Origin of the sequence: Micromonospora sp. NPDC005257 (assembly GCF_042872445.1) — a bacterium.
Classification (GTDB): Bacteria; Actinomycetota; Actinomycetes; order Mycobacteriales; family Micromonosporaceae; genus Micromonospora.
On the sequence record NZ_JBIAKL010000007.1, the window covers coordinates 153,860 to 170,427 of the forward strand.

General features: G+C 73.8%; 14 protein-coding genes. 3 read left to right on the forward strand and 11 right to left on the reverse strand.

Annotation, left to right across the window (positions count from 1 at the left end; translation table 11 throughout):
* Positions 1–10 precede the first annotated feature (10 nt).
* From ACFYO8_RS16850 to glyA, 3 genes are all read right to left on the reverse strand, one after another.
* A complete protein-coding gene (locus tag ACFYO8_RS16850) occupies positions 11–232 on the reverse strand; it encodes a hypothetical protein (RefSeq protein ID WP_354871313.1) in 222 nt (73 codons plus the stop codon).
* A 159-nt stretch (positions 233–391) separates the two neighbouring features.
* Positions 392–829, reverse strand: coding sequence for a hypothetical protein (locus tag ACFYO8_RS16855; protein ID WP_354871316.1), 438 nt, complete (start codon positions 827–829; stop codon positions 392–394).
* Positions 826–2,112, reverse strand: coding sequence for a serine hydroxymethyltransferase (gene glyA, locus ACFYO8_RS16860; RefSeq protein WP_354871318.1), 1,287 nt, complete (start codon positions 2,110–2,112; stop codon positions 826–828). Before glyA ends, ACFYO8_RS16855 begins: the two co-directional genes overlap by 4 nt.
* 35 nt (positions 2,113–2,147) lie before the next feature.
* Here glyA and ACFYO8_RS16865 point away from each other — a divergent pair, with 35 nt between their 5' ends.
* Positions 2,148–3,617 (forward strand): SDR family oxidoreductase, encoded by a 1,470-nt coding sequence (locus ACFYO8_RS16865; protein WP_354871320.1) that lies wholly within the window; start codon positions 2,148–2,150, stop codon positions 3,615–3,617.
* A gap of 34 nt (positions 3,618–3,651) precedes the next feature.
* Here ACFYO8_RS16865 and ACFYO8_RS16870 read toward each other — a convergent pair whose 3' ends face one another.
* Positions 3,652–4,431 carry an SDR family oxidoreductase gene (locus tag ACFYO8_RS16870; protein ID WP_354871322.1) on the reverse strand — a complete coding sequence of 260 codons (780 nt, stop codon included), beginning with the start codon at positions 4,429–4,431 and terminating at the stop codon, positions 3,652–3,654.
* A gap of 124 nt (positions 4,432–4,555) precedes the next feature.
* Here ACFYO8_RS16870 and ACFYO8_RS16875 point away from each other — a divergent pair, with 124 nt between their 5' ends.
* Complete coding sequence (locus ACFYO8_RS16875) at positions 4,556–5,182, forward strand: TetR/AcrR family transcriptional regulator (RefSeq protein WP_354871325.1); 627 nt, start codon at positions 4,556–4,558, stop codon at positions 5,180–5,182.
* Between the two features lie 10 nt (positions 5,183–5,192).
* Here ACFYO8_RS16875 and ACFYO8_RS16880 read toward each other — a convergent pair whose 3' ends face one another.
* From ACFYO8_RS16880 to prmC, 4 genes are all read right to left on the reverse strand, one after another.
* Positions 5,193–7,301: a transglycosylase domain-containing protein gene (locus ACFYO8_RS16880; RefSeq protein WP_354871327.1), complete on the reverse strand. Its 2,109-nt coding sequence runs from the start codon at positions 7,299–7,301 to the stop codon at positions 5,193–5,195.
* 116 nt (positions 7,302–7,417) lie between these two features.
* Positions 7,418–8,029 (reverse strand): phosphotyrosine protein phosphatase, encoded by a 612-nt coding sequence (locus ACFYO8_RS16885; RefSeq protein WP_354871329.1) that lies wholly within the window; start codon positions 8,027–8,029, stop codon positions 7,418–7,420.
* The gene (locus ACFYO8_RS16890) at positions 8,030–8,674 is read right to left on the reverse strand and encodes an L-threonylcarbamoyladenylate synthase (RefSeq protein ID WP_387188193.1); all 645 of its coding nucleotides are present in this window, start codon (positions 8,672–8,674) and stop codon (positions 8,030–8,032) included.
* On the reverse strand, positions 8,674–9,621 hold the full coding sequence (prmC, locus tag ACFYO8_RS16895; RefSeq protein WP_354871332.1) for a peptide chain release factor N(5)-glutamine methyltransferase: 948 nt from the start codon (positions 9,619–9,621) through the stop codon (positions 8,674–8,676). Before prmC ends, ACFYO8_RS16890 begins: the two co-directional genes overlap by 1 nt.
* Before the next feature lie 73 nt (positions 9,622–9,694).
* Here prmC and ACFYO8_RS16900 point away from each other — a divergent pair, with 73 nt between their 5' ends.
* The gene (locus tag ACFYO8_RS16900) at positions 9,695–11,248 is read left to right on the forward strand and encodes a GGDEF domain-containing protein (protein ID WP_354871335.1); all 1,554 of its coding nucleotides are present in this window, start codon (positions 9,695–9,697) and stop codon (positions 11,246–11,248) included.
* 102 nt (positions 11,249–11,350) lie between these two features.
* Here ACFYO8_RS16900 and prfA read toward each other — a convergent pair whose 3' ends face one another.
* The 3 genes from prfA to ACFYO8_RS16915 all read right to left on the reverse strand — a co-directional run bounded on the left by prfA (position 11,351) and on the right by ACFYO8_RS16915 (position 16,530).
* A complete protein-coding gene (gene prfA / locus ACFYO8_RS16905; protein ID WP_354871338.1) occupies positions 11,351–12,439 on the reverse strand; it encodes a peptide chain release factor 1 in 1,089 nt (362 codons plus the stop codon).
* An 87-nt stretch (positions 12,440–12,526) separates the two neighbouring features.
* Entirely contained in the window at positions 12,527–12,751 is a 225-nt protein-coding gene (gene rpmE, locus ACFYO8_RS16910) for a 50S ribosomal protein L31 (RefSeq protein ID WP_354871341.1), read from the reverse strand.
* 332 nt (positions 12,752–13,083) lie between these two features.
* A complete protein-coding gene (locus tag ACFYO8_RS16915) occupies positions 13,084–16,530 on the reverse strand; it encodes a phosphodiester glycosidase family protein (protein WP_355094752.1) in 3,447 nt (1,148 codons plus the stop codon).
* Positions 16,531–16,568 lie beyond the last annotated feature (38 nt).

Sequence of the window (16,568 nt, forward strand, 5' to 3'; positions counted from 1 at the left end):
GTGCCGGAACTCAGGCACTGAGCCTCTTCATGATCAGGTAGATCGCCCCGGCCGCGCCGAGCATCATGCCGACGGCGACCCCGATGCCGGCTGGCAGACCGAAGAACCGCTCTGCCAACCAGCCGAGGCCACCCCACATCAGAATGCCGGCGAGAAGGTAACCCACGACGGCGCCTGCCGCACCCTCCGACGAGTGCTCGTCGGACTTGCGGGAGTGGGGGTCATCGGCCATGACGTGGCGAACAATATCAGCAGGGGCGCGCGGGGATGTGCGGCACCCCCCACACTGCGGGCAGCGTGCGGGCCGTACTGCGGGCGCGTCAACCTGGCGCCACGTTACTCCTGTCGCGCCCGTGAGGGGACCCGCCGTACCGGACAGAATTCGGCGAAGTCACTCGATGTCGTCACGGCGCTGGAAGGTGGGCAGCGGGGACCTCATCGCCCAGGTCAGGTGCGCTCCGGTCCACACCACGACCGCCGCGATGATCGCCACGCCCATGTCCGGCAGGCCGGGCCATCCGGTGGCCGCCACGGCGGCCATCACCACGCCCAGGATCACGATCTTGGTGGCGTAGGTGACCAGTCCCACCGACATGATCATCCGAGGGTGGATGGCGTCCGCCCAGGCCACCGAGAGGCTGGAGATCAGGTAGCTGACGATCACCAGCGCCACGCCGGCCGCGAACCCCGCCGCCCCGGTCGGCCCGCGCAGCAGCGCCGCCACCGGCACCCCCACCACGGCGAGCGCCGCGCACGCCAGTAGCGGCAGCCGCAGGTGGGTCAGCCGGGCCCGGATCGCGCCGGGCTCGCCCGCCCGTGGCGCGGTCATCGGGGGTACGCCGGGAAGGCGGCGACCAGTTCGGCGACCTCGCGGGCCACCTCGGTCAGCGCGTCGGCGCCACCGAGGGCCTCCGGATCGGTGCGTACCGCGCGCGCGATCAGCCCCGCGATCCGGCGCATCTCCCCCTCGCGCATGCCCTGGGTGGTGACGCTCGGCGTCCCCACCCGGATGCCGGAGGCCACCGACGGCGGCTGCGGGTCGTACGGGATCGCGTTCTTGTTGAGCGTGATGCCGGCGGCCTCGCAGCGGGCCTCGGCCTCGGCGCCGGTCACGCCGGTCTCCCGCAGGTCCAGCAGCGCCAGGTGGGTGTCCGTGCCGCCGGAGACCGGCGGCAGCCCCTCCGCGGCCAGCCCGTCGGCGAGCGCGCGGGAGTTGGCGACGACCTGGGCGGCGTACGTGCGGAACTCGGGCTGCGCGGCCTCGCGCAGCGCCACCGCCTTGGCGGCGACGGCGTGCATCAGCGGGCCGCCCTGGGTGAACGGGAAGACCGCCTTGTCGATCCGGGCCGCGAGCGGCTCGCGGCAGAGGATCATGCCGCCGCGCGGGCCGCGCAGCACCTTGTGGGTGGTCGCGGTGACCACGTCGGCGTACGGCACCGGGGACGGGATCGCCCCGCCGGCGACCAGGCCGATGAAGTGCGCGGCGTCCACCATCAGGTACGCGTCGACCTCGTCGGCGATCTCCCGGAAGCGGCCGAAGTCGATCAGGCGCGGGTACGCCGTCGCACCGCAGATGATCATCTTCGGCCGGTGTGCCCGGGCCAGGTCGCGTACCTCGTCGTAGTCGATCATCCCGGTGTCCGGCCGGACGGTGTAGCCGACCGGGTGGAACCACTTGCCGGAGAAGTTCACCCGGCTGCCGTGCGTCAGGTGCCCGCCGTGCGGCAGGTCCATGGCCAGCACCGTGTCCCCTGGCTGGATCAGGGCGGCGTACGCGGCCAGGTTGGCGCTCGCCCCGGAGTGCGGCTGGACGTTCGCGTGCTCGGCGTCGAACAGGTCCTTCGCCCGGGACACGGCCAGTTCCTCGGCCCGGTCCACCTCGGCGCAGCCGCCGTAGTAGCGCCGGCCCGGGTAGCCCTCGGCGTACTTGTTGGTGAGCGTGGAGCCCAGCGCGGCCAGCACCGCGGGCGAGGTGAGGTTCTCGCTGGCGATCAGTTGCAGTCCGCCGCGCAGCCGGTCCAGTTCCCCCAGCACCACCTCGGCGATCTCCGGGTCGACGGTACTGAGCTGCTGGAAGTCCGGCCCCCAGAAGGTGTCCCTCGCGTTCTCCACAGCGAAGGAGTCTACGGAGCCGCAGACTGGATGCCGTGAGATGCCTCGTCACCGGTGCGACCGGCTACATCGGCGGGCGCCTCGCGCCCCGGCTGCTGGCCGAGGGGCACACCGTACGCTGCCTGGCGCGTACCGCCGGGCGGCTGCGGGACGTGCCCTGGGCGGCCGACGCGGAGGTCGTCGAGGGTGACCTGCGCCGCCCGGAGACGCTGCCGGCCGCGTTCGCCGGCGTGGAGGTGGCGTACTACCTGGTCCACTCGCTGGGTCAGCGCGGTTTCGAGGCGGCCGACCGGGAGGCGGCGACGAACTTCGCCGCGGCGGCGCGTGCCGCCGGCGTACGCCGGATCGTGTATCTCGGCGGGCCGGAGCCGACGGAGCGAGACGGCCTGCCCTCGGCGCACCTGCGCTCCCGGGCGGAGGTCGCGCGGATCCTGCTGGACAGCGGCGTGCCGACGGCGGTGCTGCGCGCCGCCGTGATCATCGGGTCCGGCTCGGCCTCGTTCGAGATGCTGCGCTACCTGACCGAGCGGCTGCCGGCGATGGTCACCCCGCGCTGGGTGCGCAACCGGATCCAGCCGATCGCGGTCCGGGACGTGCTGCGTTACCTGGTCGGCTGCGCGCACCTGCCGGCCGGGGTGAACCGGGCCTTCGACATCGGCGGCCCGGACGTGCTGACCTTCACCGAGATGATGCAGCGGTACGCCCGGGTGGCCGGACTGCGGCCCCGGGTCATCCTGCCGGTGCGCCCGCTCACCCCGTCGCTCTCCTCGCACTGGGTCGGCCTGATCACCCCGGTCCCGAACGCGATCGCCCGGCCGCTGGTGGAGAGCCTGGTGCACGAGGCGGTGGCGCACGAGCACGACATCGCCGAGTACGTGCCGGACCCGCCGGGCGGGCTGACCGGCTTCGACCAGGCGGTCGCGCTGGCGCTGACCAAGGTGCGCGACGCGCAGGTGGAGACGCGCTGGTCGAACGCGAGCGGGCCGGACGCCCCCGCCGAGCCGCTGCCGTCGGACCCGCACTGGTCCGGTGGCACGGCGTACACCGATGTGCGGCAGCGGACGGTGGACGCGCCGCCGGCGGCGCTGTGGCGGGTCATCGAGGGTGTCGGCGGCGAGCACGGCTGGTACTCGTTCCCGCTGGCCTGGTCGGTGCGCGGCTGGATGGACCGGCTGGTCGGCGGCGTCGGGCTGCGCCGGGGGCGGCGCGACCCGCACCGGCTCCAGGTCGGCGAGGCGCTGGACTTCTGGCGGGTCGAGGAGATCGTCCCGGGTGAGCTGCTGCGGCTGCGCGCCGAGATGCGGCTGCCCGGCCGGGCCTGGCTGGAGATGCGCGCCGAGGCGGACGGGGACGGCCGCAGCCGCTACGTCCAGCGGGCCGTGTTCCTCCCGCGCGGGCTGCCCGGCCACCTCTACTGGGCCTCGGTGGCCCCGTTCCACGCCGTGGTCTTCGGCGGCATGGCCCGCAACATCGCCCGGGGCGCCGAGCACCCGGCCGGTCGGTGAGGAACGCCGGGCACGGTGGGCCGGCCTGCCGGATTCATGCGGCGTCCTTCTGCAGTGCGGGGCCGAGGAGCAGCCCTCCGTCGATGACGTACTCGGCGCCGGTGATGAAGGCCGCGTCCGGCGACGTGAGGAACAACAGCAGCGCGGTGATGTCGGCGGGCTGCCCGAGTCGCGGGACGGCGAACGGCTCGGGCGAGTAGAAGTCGGCGATCGGGGCGTCGCTGCCGGCCGCCGGCTCGGTGATGAACGGAGTGGCGACCACGCCGGGGTGGATCGCGTTGACGCGGATGTTGTCGCGGCCCAGCTCGAGGGCGGCGGTCCGGGTGAGTCCTCGTACCGCCCACTTGCCGGCGACGTAGGGCGCGTAGAAGGCGGTACCGCCGAGGCCCATCGTGGAGCCGATGTTGACGATCGATCCTCCTCCCGCGCGTCGCAGCGCCGGGGCGGCCGCCTTGATGCCGAGGAAGGTGCCGGTGAGGTTGACGTCGAGGATGCGAGCCCACGTGGCCTGGTCGGTGGACTCGATGAGGGCCGGCGGGTTCTGCACCCCGGCGTTGTTCACCAGGATCGTGAGCGCACCGAATGCCTTCTCGGTCTCCGCGACGGCGGCGGCCCACGACTCCTCCCGGGAGACGTCCAGGGAGACGGAACGGGCCCGGTGACCCAGCTCGGCGGCGAGGTCGGCGCCGCGCCCGGCGTCGATCGCACCGATGGCGACGTTGGCGCCTTCGGCGTGCAGGGCGCGAACGTGGCTGGCCCCCTGCCCGCCGGTGCCGCCGGTCACAAGAACGGTCTGATTGGCGAATCGGGACATCGGATCCTCCGGTACGTACGAGACGACAACCCGGGAAACAGGTGGTGAGTCGATCGACTCACCATGCCGACGCTACGCCCCCGCACATGGTGAGTCAACCCACTCACCTCGCTACGATGGGCGCATGACCCCAGCACCGTCGGCCTATCACCAGCGCGTGGCGGAGGAGAAGCGCGCGCTGATCGTGCAGGCCGCCACCGAGCTCTTCCTGGAGTTGGGCTACGACCGGGCCTCGCTGGCGCGTGTCGCCGCCAGTGCCGGCGTGTCGAAAGCGACGCTGTTCAAGCAGTTTCCGACGAAGGCGGCATTGTTCGATGCCATCGTCATCGACTCGTGGGCCCGGAACGACGTCGCCGACGTGCCGCCCGCCGGTGACCTGACGGCCGGCTTGACGGTTCTCGGGCGGCACTACGCGACGCTGTTGAGCCGGCCGGAGATGACCGACCTGTTCCGCATCGTGATCGCCGAGATGCCCCGCTTTCCCGAACTGGCCAGAGCGCATTTCGCACAGGGCAAACTGCCGTACTTCGAGTCCGTCCGGATCTACCTCTCGGCCGAGCACGACGCGGGAGTCGCCGACATCGCCGACCCGGAGATGGCCGCCACGCACTTCCTCGGCATGATCTCCAATTACCTGTTCTGGCCGAGCCTGGTCCTCCCGGACTGGACGGTGACTCCCGATCGCACGACCGCAGTAGTGGACGAAGCCGTCCGGACCATGGTCGCGCGGTACGGCAGATCGACAAGCTGACGGACGTCTCTCAGTTGCCGGTGCGAGGGCTGGTGTGCTGGAAGGCGACCGCCTGGCCGGGCGGGACGAAGTCGCGTACCGGCTCGTCGCGCAGCGACCACGCGAGGATGCGTCCCACCGCGGCGATCTGCCGCTTTTGCACTCCGCCGCCGACCGCGTCCCGGGGGTCGTCCGGGTTCGCGGCGATCGTCGCCACCGAGAGCTGCGGGGTGAACGCCACGACCGTCTCCGTGGCGTTGCGCTCCGAGCTGCCGGTCTTGCCCGCCACCGGCCGGCGCAGGCCCGGGGCCAGCTCCTCGGCCGTGCCCCCGTCGCAGCGCCGGTACATCGACTGGTCGCCGACCGGGCAGCGGCCGGCGTCGGCCGCCGCGCGGGCGACCTCGGTGTCCAGCACCTGCCGGCAGTCGGTGTTCCCGGCCGCGATCTTCCGGCCGGACGGGTCGGTGATCGAGGTGACCGGCGTGGGCCGGCACCAGTTGCCCTCAGCGGCCACGGTGGCGTACGCGCCGGCCAGGTCCAGCGGCGTGGTGGCGGAGACGCCGAGCGTGAACGGCCCCCAACTCTTGGCGCCCTCGCGGGCCATCCGGGCGTCCGCCGGAGCGCGGAACGCGATGCCCAGCCGCTGGGCCATCTCGACCACCCGGTCCGCGCCGACGCGCTCGGTCAGCCAGGCGAAGTACGTGTTCACCGAGCGGCCGAACGCATCCCACATGTCCCGGTCGCCGTCCATCCAGGAGGCGTTGGCGTTCTCCGGGCACCACCGGCCGCCGCAGCTCGCCGGGCCGGCGCCGACCGGGTACCCCGTCACGTAGACGCGCGGGGCGTCGAACTCGGTGTCCAGCGGCAGCCCGGACTCCAGCGCGGCCAGCAGCGCGAACAGCTTGAACGTCGAGCCCGCCTGGTAGCCGGTGATGTCGCCACCGCCGGCCACGAGCTGGTTGACCGTGTTCGGGTAGTTCTTCTGCCCGTCCGGGTTGGCGGCCGTGCCGTACGTGCGGTTCACCGCCATGGCCAGCACCCGGCCGGTGCCCGGTTGCACCACCGCGGTCGGCGCCGCGCGCGCGATCGTCTCCGGGTAGATCTCCCGCACCTGCTCGCTCGCCTTGGCCTGCACGTCCGGGTCGAGCGAGGACACGATCTTCCAGCCGCCACGGCGCAACGTGCGCTGCCGTTCGTCGGCGGTCTCGCCGAACGCCGGCTGGGCGTTCCACCACTGGGTGAACCAGTCGCAGAAGAAGCCCCAGTCGTTGTGCTCGGCGGACACCGCGGCGCAGTCGTTGGGGGTGGTGTTCGGCTGGAGGGCCAGCTCCTCCGCCTTCGCCGCCTCGGCATCGGCCGCGCCGACCCGGCCGGTCTCCACCATCCGGTCCAGCACGTACGCCCGGCGTTGCAGCGCCGAGTCGGCGTCGCTGTTGATCGGGTCGTCGGCCGGGGAGCGGACCAGCCCGGCGAGCAGCGCGGCCTGGGCCAGGGTGAGCCGGTCCGGCGTGGTGGAGAAGTAGCGCTTGCTGGCGGCGGCGATCCCGTACGCCCCGGCGCCGAAGTACGCGATGTTCAGGTAGCGCCCGAGGATCTCGTCCTTGCCGACCTGCCGTTCCAGCGCCAGCGCGTACCGCATCTCGCGGATCTTGCGCCCGACGGTGATCTCGGTGGCGGCGGCACGCTGCTCCTCGGTCAGCCGGGTGTCACCGGCGAGCGCGTTGCGCACGTACTGCATGGTCAGCGTGGAGGCGCCCTGGCGGGTGCCCTCGCGTCGGTTGGCGGTGAACGCCCGCGCCACGCCGCGCACGTCGACGCCGTGGTGCTCGTAGAAGCGCACGTCCTCGGCGGCCACGATGGCGTCGCGCATCACCGGCGCCACCTCGCCGACCGGCACGTCCACCCGGTCCTCGACGTAGAACGAGGTGATCAGCGTCCGCCCGTCGCTCGCGTACAGGTTGGAGCGCTGCGCCGGCTGCGGCGTCTTGAGCGCCTCCGGCAACGCGGTGTACGGCATCAGGTTCTTCACGCCCAGCCCGAAGACCAGCGCGGCCGGCAGCGCGGCGGCGGCCAGGGCCAGTCCGGCGAGCACGCCAGCGAGCACAACAGTGAACAGTTTGTCGAGATAGGCCCGGTTCATCAGCTCTCCCCGCAGGAGCCGGCCGTACGGACCCGTTCAGAATGACCGGAATGGCCGCTTTCGCCGCCACCTTCCGCGAAATGCGCAGAAAGTTCGCGGGAAAGGATGAACCGCGATCAGGGCAGCAGGACGGCAGCCAGCGGCTGCACCGTCTCCTCGATCTCGTCCGCGACCCGGCTGAAGCACTGGTCGCCCCGGCCCCACGGGTCGTCCAGATCGTCGGTGGGCAGCGCGGAGGCGTTCTGCCGGACCGCGTCGGCGGCCGCGACGAGGGCGATGCCGCGCGCGTGGACCGCGTCCGGCGTCGGCTCGGCCGGCGGCAGGGCAGAACGGTCCAGCCCGCCGAGCAGGCGGCCGAACTCACCGAGGACGAACGTGCGCGCGGCGGCGTCCGGCCGCAACGCCACCACGTACTCCTGCTGGTCGGCCGTGGCGGTGAGCACCAGGTCGGCGGCGTCGATCAGGTCGGAGCGCAGCCGCCGGGCGGCGAACCCCTCGGTGTCACCACCGCGCGAGGCCACCTGCCGGGCGGCGGGCGGGTTCATCTCCTCCCCCGCGTGCCAGCCGCCGGTGCCGGCGCTGTGGCTGTGCACCAGCGCGTCCGACCCGGCCGGGTCGACGTCGAGGCGGGCCAGTCGCTCCCGGACCGCGAGCAGCAGCAGCCGCTCGGCCATCGGCGACCGGCAGATGTTGCCCATGCAGACGTGCAGGACGGTGAAGGGCGGCACTCAGATCCCCCGCTCGTCGAGGATGTCCGGCACGACCTCCCGCAGCTTCGCCAGCGTCACCGCGCCTTGGCGCAGCACCCGCGGCACGTCGCCGGTCAGGTCGACGATGGTGCTCGGCACGGGGTCGACCGCCGGCCCGGCCTCCAGGTACGCCCGGACGCCGTAGCCGAGCTGGTCGCGCGCCTCCTCGGCGGTGAGTGCGGCCGGCTGACCGACCTTGTTCGCCGACGCGACCGCCATCGGCCCGGTCTCCCGCAGCACCTCCAGCGCCACCGGGTGCAGCGGCATCCGCACCGCCACCGTGCCGCTGTTGTCGCCCAGGTCCCAGGCCAGGCTCGGCGAGTGCTCCACCACGATGGTCAGCGCACCCGGCCAGAACGCCTCGACCAGGTCGCGGGCCACGCCGGGCAGCGAGAAGACCAGGCCGTCGAGCGTGTGCCGGGAGCCGATGAGCACCGGGGGCGCCTGCCGGGCGCCCCCCTTGGTGTCCGCCAGGGCCTTCACCGCGTACGGGGTGAAGGCGTCCGCCCCGACGCCGTAGACCGTGTCGGTCGGCAGGACGACGAGTTCCCCGTTCTTGACGGCCTCGATGGCAGCGGCGATGCCGCGGTCCCGGTCGGCGAGCGACCGACAGTCGTAGAGCATCACGAGGAGTCAGTCTGCCACGCCCGGCCGGGGTCGGGGTGGGTGCCGTCCGCCCGCCGGGACGCGCTCGCCCAGCGGGGCCGCCCGGCCAGGTCCCGGTGCTCCTCGACCCGGTCGTAGCGGCCGTCACCGCGCAGCAGCGCCGGCACCTCCTCGGCGTGCGTGTCGTCGTGCTCGACGCCGATCACGCCGCCCTGGCGCAGCAGCGCGGCGGCCCGGCGTACCACCGGGCGGATCACGTCCAGCCCGTCCGCGCCCCCGAACACGGCCTCGTCCGGGTCGTGCCCGGCCACCTCCGGCGGCACCGTCACCGACCTCGGCACGTACGGCGGGTTGCAGAGCAGCACGTCGACCCGCCCGGCCAGGCCGGCCAGCAGCTCCGGGTCGGTCACGTCGGCGGCCACCACCTCGACCGGCCGGTCCCCGGCGGCGGCCCGGTCCGCCGCGTTGCGCCGCAGCCAGGCCAGCGCGGCCGGGGACCGCTCCACCGCCACCACCCGGGCCGCGGGCACCTCCTGCGCGACGGCGAGGGCGATCGCGCCGGAACCGCTGCACAGGTCGACCACGAGCGGCGCGGCGTGCTCCCGGGCCCGCTCGATCCCCCAGCCGGCCAGCAGCTCGGTCTCCGGACGGGGCACGAAGACGCCCGGCCCGACCGCCAGCTCCAGGTGCCGGAAACCGGCCCGGCCGAGCAGGTGCTGCAACGGCTCCCGGGTCACCCGCCGCCCGACCAGCTCGTCCAGGCGGTCACGCTGCGCCGGAGTGAAGCCGTCGGCGAGCGCCAGCCGGCCCCGCGGCACGTCGAGGACGTACGCGGCCAGCTGCTCGGCCTCGGCGCGGGGCGCCTCGACGCCCGCCGCGGCGAGCGCACGCGCCACCCGGTTGATCACCAGCGACGGACGTTCGCGTTCTGTCCCTTCGGACGGGTGTTGCGGGAGTGCTGTCACGCAATAATCATGAGGCGTCGCGGCCCACCTCACGAACGGGTGCGTCCGGGCACACACCGCAGGGAGGTCGCGAGTGGGCTGGCTCGACCAGGTCGAGGACCAGGTTGACGCTCTCCGACGCGCTCGGTCCCTCCAGGAAGCCAGCCGGTCCGCGGAGGCGTGCGCCCTGCTCGACCGCGTCATCCGCACCACAGCCGATCCGTACGCCCGCGCCGACGCGCTCGTGCAACGCCTGTCCGCGTTGATCAACCTCGGCCGGACCGCGGAGTTCACCCGGGCCATCGAGGACGCCTCCGCCGCCGTACGCGATCTGGCCGAGCCCTACCTGCACGGGCACCTCCACGCGCTGGCCGCGCTCGCCGCCCACCACCAGGGCGCACTCGACAGGTGCGTGACGCACCTGGTCCGGGCCGCCCGCGCGCTCGGCGCCGACGACACCCCGGACCGGGACACCGCCTGGGGCTGGCACGACCTGGCGATGGCGTACTCGTACCTCAGCTTCCACGGCCACGCTCTCGGCGCGATCGAGCGCGCCCGGGAGGTCGGGCTGAGCGCCGGCATCCCGGAGGAGACGTTCGCCGCGCCGGGCATCCGGCTGCGCAACGCGGTGGCGCTCGACCACAACGGCGACAGCGACGGCTGCCTGCGGGTACTGCGCGACGTGGCCGGCGACCTGGCCCGGTTCCTGCGCGGCGGGCGGGCCGGCAACCTGCGCCCGAGCAGCCTGGCCGCGTACGGCTACGCCGCCGCCCGCCGGGCCGCGCTCGGCGACCGGGTGGAGTCCGCCGGAGACGCCGACCCGAACCGGCTGCTCGGCCACGGCGCCGACAGCGCCCGCGCCCGCGACCTGCGCCAGCTCGGTCAGGTCTGCCTCGCGGTGGCCGACGGCCGCCCGATCGAGGCGGTCACCCGGCTGGACTCGCTCCGGGTCTCCGCCGAGACGCTCGGCGCGGCCGAGGCGCCCCGGCTGCGCAGCGTGGCGCTGGCCCGGGCCGGTGACCACGCGGGCGCGCACCGGGCCGACCGGCACGCGTTCCGGCTGGCGGCACAGCGCAGCGACCGGCTGCGGGACGTCTACATCGACGGCATCGCCGCCCGGATCGACCACGAGGAGATGCGCCGCGAGGCGGCCCGGTACGAGGGCGAGGCGCTCACCGACCCGCTCACCGGCCTGCCCAACCGGCGCCGGCTGGAGCGCTACCTGGGCGCCGTGGTGTCCCGGGGCGAGCGGGTCGTGATCGGCGTCTGCGACCTCGACGGGTTCAAGGCGGTGAACACCCGCCACGGCCACCACTCCGGTGACCTGGTGCTGCAACGGGTGGCCGGGGTGATCAACCGGGTGATGCGGCGGGGCGACTTCGTGGCCCGCTACGGCGGCGACGAGTTCGTGGTGGTGCTGCCCGACACGGTCATGTCGGAGGCGGTCGAGGTGGCCCGCCGGATCGAGGCGGCCGTCCACACCGAGGACTGGGAGTCCCTGGTGCCGGGCACGCCGGTCGGGGTGACCATCGGCTTCGCCGAGGTCGACGGCAGCACCACGGTGAGCGTCCGGGAGGCGCTCGGCACCGCGTTCGAGCTGGCCGACCGGGAGATGCTGCGCGCCAAGGCGCGGTTGCGGGCGAGCTGAGGCCGTGCCGCTCCTGCGGCCCTCCGCGCGGACGCCGCGACCCGCGCGGATCGCACGCCGGCCTCGCGCGGACGGCGAGGCCCTGGCGGCGACCGCGTGCGGTCAGCGGCGGGACAGCTCGGTCTCGCCGGCCAACCGGGCCGCGCGGTCCGCCTCGGCCAGCGCGTCGAGCACCCCGTCCAGCTCGCCGGCCAGGGCCAGGTCCAGGTTGTACGCGGTGTAGCCGATACGGTGGTCGGTGATCCGGTTCTGCGGGAAGTTGTAGGTGCGGATCCGCTCGGACCGGTCCACGGTGCGGATCTGCGCCTTACGGGCGTCCGACGCCGCCGCGTCCGCCTGTTCCTGGGCGGCGGCGAGCAGCCGGGCGCGCAGGATGCGCATGGCCTGCTCCCGGTTCTGCAACTGCGACTTCTCGTTCTGACAGGAGACCACGATGCCGGTCGGCACGTGGGTGATGCGGACCGCCGAGTCGGTGGTGTTCACCGACTGCCCACCGGGGCCGGACGAGCGGAACACGTCGATGCGCAGCTCGTTCGGGTCGATGGTGACGTCCACATCCTCCGCCTCGGGCAGCACCAGCACCCCGGCGGCGCTGGTGTGGATGCGGCCCTGCGACTCGGTGACCGGTACGCGCTGCACCCGGTGCACGCCGCCCTCCCACTTGAGCCGGGACCAGACGCCGTTGCCGCCCTCGGGCACACCCTTGCTCTTGATCGCCAGCGAGACGTCCTTGACGCCGCCGAGGTCGGAGTCCTGCGCGTCGATCACCTCGGTGACCCAGCCGTGCCGCTCGGCGTACCTGGTGTACATCCGCAGCAGGTCCCCGGCGAACAGCGCGGACTCCTCGCCGCCCTCACCGGCCTTGATCTCGACGATCACGTCCTTGGCGTCGTGCGGGTCGCGCGGGATGAGCAGTTCCGCGAGCCGTTCCTCAAGGGCCGGCAGGGAGGCGGCGATGGCGTCCGCCTCGGTGGCGAACGACGCGTCCTCGGCAACCAGCTCCCGGGCGGCGGCCAGGTCGGCGCGGGCCTGCTCCAGCTCGCCGGCCGCCTTGTGCAGCGGCACCAGTTCGGCGTACCGACGGCCGACCCGCCGTGCGGTGCCCTGGTCGGCGTGGATGGCCGGGTCGGCCAGCCGCCGCTCCAGCTCGGCGTACTCGTCGAGGAGGGCGGCCAGGCGCTCACTGCTCATGCTGCGGATGCTCCTTGGGATGAAGGCGGCGCAAACGGACGAACGCCCGTGCCCGGCAGGAGCCGGACACGGGCGTCGTCGACGGAGCTACTTGGCCTTCTTGGCCTGAACCTTGGCGTACTTCTGCTGGAACTTCGCGACCCGGCCGGCGGTGTCCAGCACGCGCTGCTTACCGGTGTAGAACGGGTGGCAGGCGCTGCAGGTCTCGACGCTGATCGCGCCGCCCTTGGCGGTGCTGCGGGTCGTGAAGGAGCTGCCGCAGGAGCAGCGGACCTCGGTGGTCGCGTACTCCGGGTGGATGTTGGGCTTCATGTCGCCTCGGTCCTTTCGTCGGTGGTCGCCGGGTCGCCGTCGGTGCTTCCCGTCGTCACGACGGGCTCGGGCGTGAACCGGAACCGGTGGCCGATTGACCAGTCTGCCACGGGCGTCTTCCACCCGGCACAGGAGGTCCGCCACCTCCAACGCCGGCCCACCGCTCAGCATTCCCACCCCCACCCCGCCCACTCCCCCACCCGACTCTCGCCCCCCACCCGAGCCCGAGCCCTGAGCCCGACGATCATGACGTTGACCGCCACCCGGCCGGGCGGGCCGGGAGGCGGGAGGGCCGGGGCTCCGTCCCCCAGGTGCGGAGCCCCGGCCCGGGGTCAGGCGGCGGGGGCGTGGACCGCGGCGGCGGCGGTGGTCACCGTCGCCTCGGCCTTCACGCCGTTCACAGTGACCGCCAGCAGCACCTGGGCACCCGCGCGCAACGCGGTGAGCTTGCCGGTGGCCGGGTCGAACCAGGCCACGTGCCACGGCCGTACGCCCAGGGCGCCACCGACGTGCAGGTTCGGTGACCCGGACCAGTCGGCGCTCACCGGCGCGGCCACCGGCACCTGCCGCCCACCCGGCTGGGTGAGCGTGGCCGTGACCTCCACCGGCGTCCCCCGGCGCACCTCGGCGGGCGCGGTCAGGGCGAGCCGGTCGACGTGCGCGTGCGTCTCCGCCGCCACCCACGTCGGCCCCTCGGCCAGCGGGTCACGGCGGGCCCGTTCGGCCTCCCCCGGCGTCACCGGGTCCACGCCGAACTCGGTCCAGCCGGTGAACCCGCCGAGCGCGGCCGGGGTGGACGGGTCCTTGCCCGAGTTGCCGTTGATCACGTACGGCACGCCGTCCACCCGGTCGGCGTGGAACGTGCCGACGTGGCCGTTGACCATCAGGGCGCCCTTGCCCGTGCGGTGCTGGAAGTCGGCCAGCCACTGCTCCACGAGTGCCGCCTCCTTGCGGTCGCCGAGCTGGCTGGCCTTGGCGGGGCTGGGATCGCGCGGTGGGTGGTGGAAGAACACCGCCACCGAACCCACCGAGCGGTCGGCGGCCGCCTGGTCGAGCGTCCGGCGCAGCAGCTCCACCTGGTCGAACCCGCCGCCGCGCAGCGATCCGGTGGCGGTGCTCAGCGTGAGGAACCGGGTGCCCCGGTGGTCGAAGACGCGTGAGGTGTCGCCGAAGACACTGCGGAAGTTGTCGATCGGCGCGCCCATGATCTCGTGGTTGCCCGGCACGTAGTGGTACGGCACCTCGCCGCCCAGTTCCTCGTCCAGGATGCGCTTGGCCAGGGCGAAGTCCGCCGGGTAGGCGGTGTCCACGAAGTCGCCGTTGATGATCAGGAAGTCCGGCCGGGCGGCGCGGACCTCGCGCAGCGTACGGCGGGCCTGGGCGACCAGGTCGCTGTCCGGGTTCGCGGCGACGAACTGGGCGTCGGAGAGCACCGCGAAGCGCCAGGGCGCCCCGTCCACCGTGCCGTCGCGCACCACCACCCGGTCGGTGCGGTTCGGCTCCGGCGGCGCCTGCACGTCCGGCGGCACCCGGGCCACCAGATCGTCGATCACCACCTCGCTGCGGTACTGCTTGGCCGGGTCGGTCTCGGCCACGTAGAACCGGCGCACCCGCACCGGGTACTGCACGCCGGGCGGTACGGCGAACTCGACGTACTTCCAGCCGGTCCAGTCCAGGTAGGGCCCGCGCAGCACGAACTGGGTGTCCTGCGCGTCGTGCAGGTGCAGGCTGGGCCACTCGCCGGTGCCGTTCGCCTTGATCCACATCCCGAACGCCTGCGGCTGGCCGGGTACGTCGATCCAGGCGGGCGGGTCGGCGTACGCGGCCCGGGTGCCGGTGGACTGGCTGAAGTCGTACGACATCCGCAGCCCAGTGCCGGTGTGCCCCTCGGCCGGTGCGACCGACCCGGCGGCGCGGGCCTGGCTGAACTTCCAGGACGCGGCGTCGTCGAACCCGGCCACCGGCACGTCGGTGAGCCCGACGGTCACCGGCAGGACCGTGCTGCGGTTGCCGACCCGGGCGGTGACGAGCGCCGAACCGGTCGCGGCCAGCGCCTTGACGGAGAGGTTGCCGTCGGCGGTGGGGGTGACGGAGAGCAGGTCGCTGTCGTACTCCAGCTTCAGGTCGGCCGGCTCGATCGGCGCGGTGTTGCCCTCGGCGTCGAAGCCGACCACGCCGAACAGGCCGCTGTCACCGGCCCGGTCCAGGCCGACCCGGTCGACGGTGCCGTCGATGCGCGCGAGCGGGCCGAGCACCGTCAGCTCGATGGCGCCCCGGGCGCGTCCCCGCGTGGCCGTGACGGTGCTGCGTCCGGGGACGACGGCGCGGAACACGCCGTCGCCGTCCACCAGGCCGTGCGTGGCGTGCCAGCGCGGCTCGCCCGCGGCCGGACCGTACGTCTCGTCGTATCCGGCGGCGGTGAGCCGGCGGGTGAGGCCGGGGAAGACCCGGTCCGGCCGGCCGCCACGCACCGGCGCGACGCCGGGCGCGGCGGTCGGGTCGCTGGCGGCCTCCAGCCAGTAGCCGGTGAGCCGGCCGCTGCCCTTCGGCGCATAGACGGCGAGCCCGTTCGGCACCGGCCGCTCGCTGCCGTCGGACGGGCTGTTCTCCACCTGGACCGCCGCCGCGCCCGGCTCCCGGGCGAGCAGCGTGGAGGAGCCGCCGCCGTCGAGGTTGAGCGCGTTCGCGGCGCCCAGCTCGGCCATCATGCGGCCCATCTCGGTCTGGGTGACGCCGCGGCTGTCCACCTGCCGCCCGTCCACCGTCAACATGATCATCTTGCGGCCGTCGGCGGAGAAGCCGACAGCGGTACGCGGGGCCAGCGACTCGTCGGCGATGCTCTGCACCACGCCGTCGCGGACCAGCACGTTGCCGCCGCCCACTGCCGCGCGCAGGTCACCGCCGTCGGAGGCGCGCGGCCGCCAGGTCAGGTCCACCGTGTCGCCGGGACGCAGCGCGGCGAGCGCGTCGGCGCCGGCCTCGCGGCCGAGCAGCACGGTGCTGCCGGCCGGGATCGGCCCCTCGCCCGCCGTGGTGGCCACGCTCGCCACCCGGCCGCCGGTCACCGTCACCTCGACCGTCCGGGCCGCGTCCTCGACCGCCCGCTTGCGGGTGTACGAGCCCCAGAGCGGGGTGAACACACCCACGCCGTCGCGCTGCACCATGTTGTTGAACTGGGTGAGCGACACCGGCCCGGCGGGCAGCGTGGCGGTGCCCTCGAAGCCGACCTGGACCACCCGGCCGACGCCCTGAGCGCTGATCCCGACCGCGTTGGGGTGCCCGGCGACCGGCGACTGCACCAGCTCACCGGAGCGGACGCCGACGCCCTGGGCGGCCCCGGAGTTGTTGATGTCGAAGAAGTCGCCGTTCACCGCCGCGACGGCGCGGGACCGGTCCGCCGCGGCGCGCAGCGGCTCGTCCCTGGTGACCTCGCCGGAGTTCACGTAGTCCACTGTCAGCCCGCCGGCCAGGTCGGCGGTGAGGGCGTCGGCGCGCAACCAGCCGGCCGCGTCGTACCTGTCGAAGGAGGTCAGGTCGAGACCGGGCGCGACCGGCCGGGTGGTCTTGGCGGTATCCAGGCCGCCGGCCGGTTCGACACCGGCGAGCGCGACGGCGGAGTCGGGCCGGGACGAGGCGCGTGGCGCGTCCTCGGCGGCGGTGGCTGCCGGCGGGCCGACAGCCGACGGCCCGGCGGCGGACGGCGCCGGCGCGGTGAGGGTCAGCAACGGCGTCAGCAGCAGGACGCCGGCGAGGTGGGCGGGTCGACTGCGGGTTCGCATGGACGACAGTCAACCCGATGGTGAACAGAAGTTTCAAT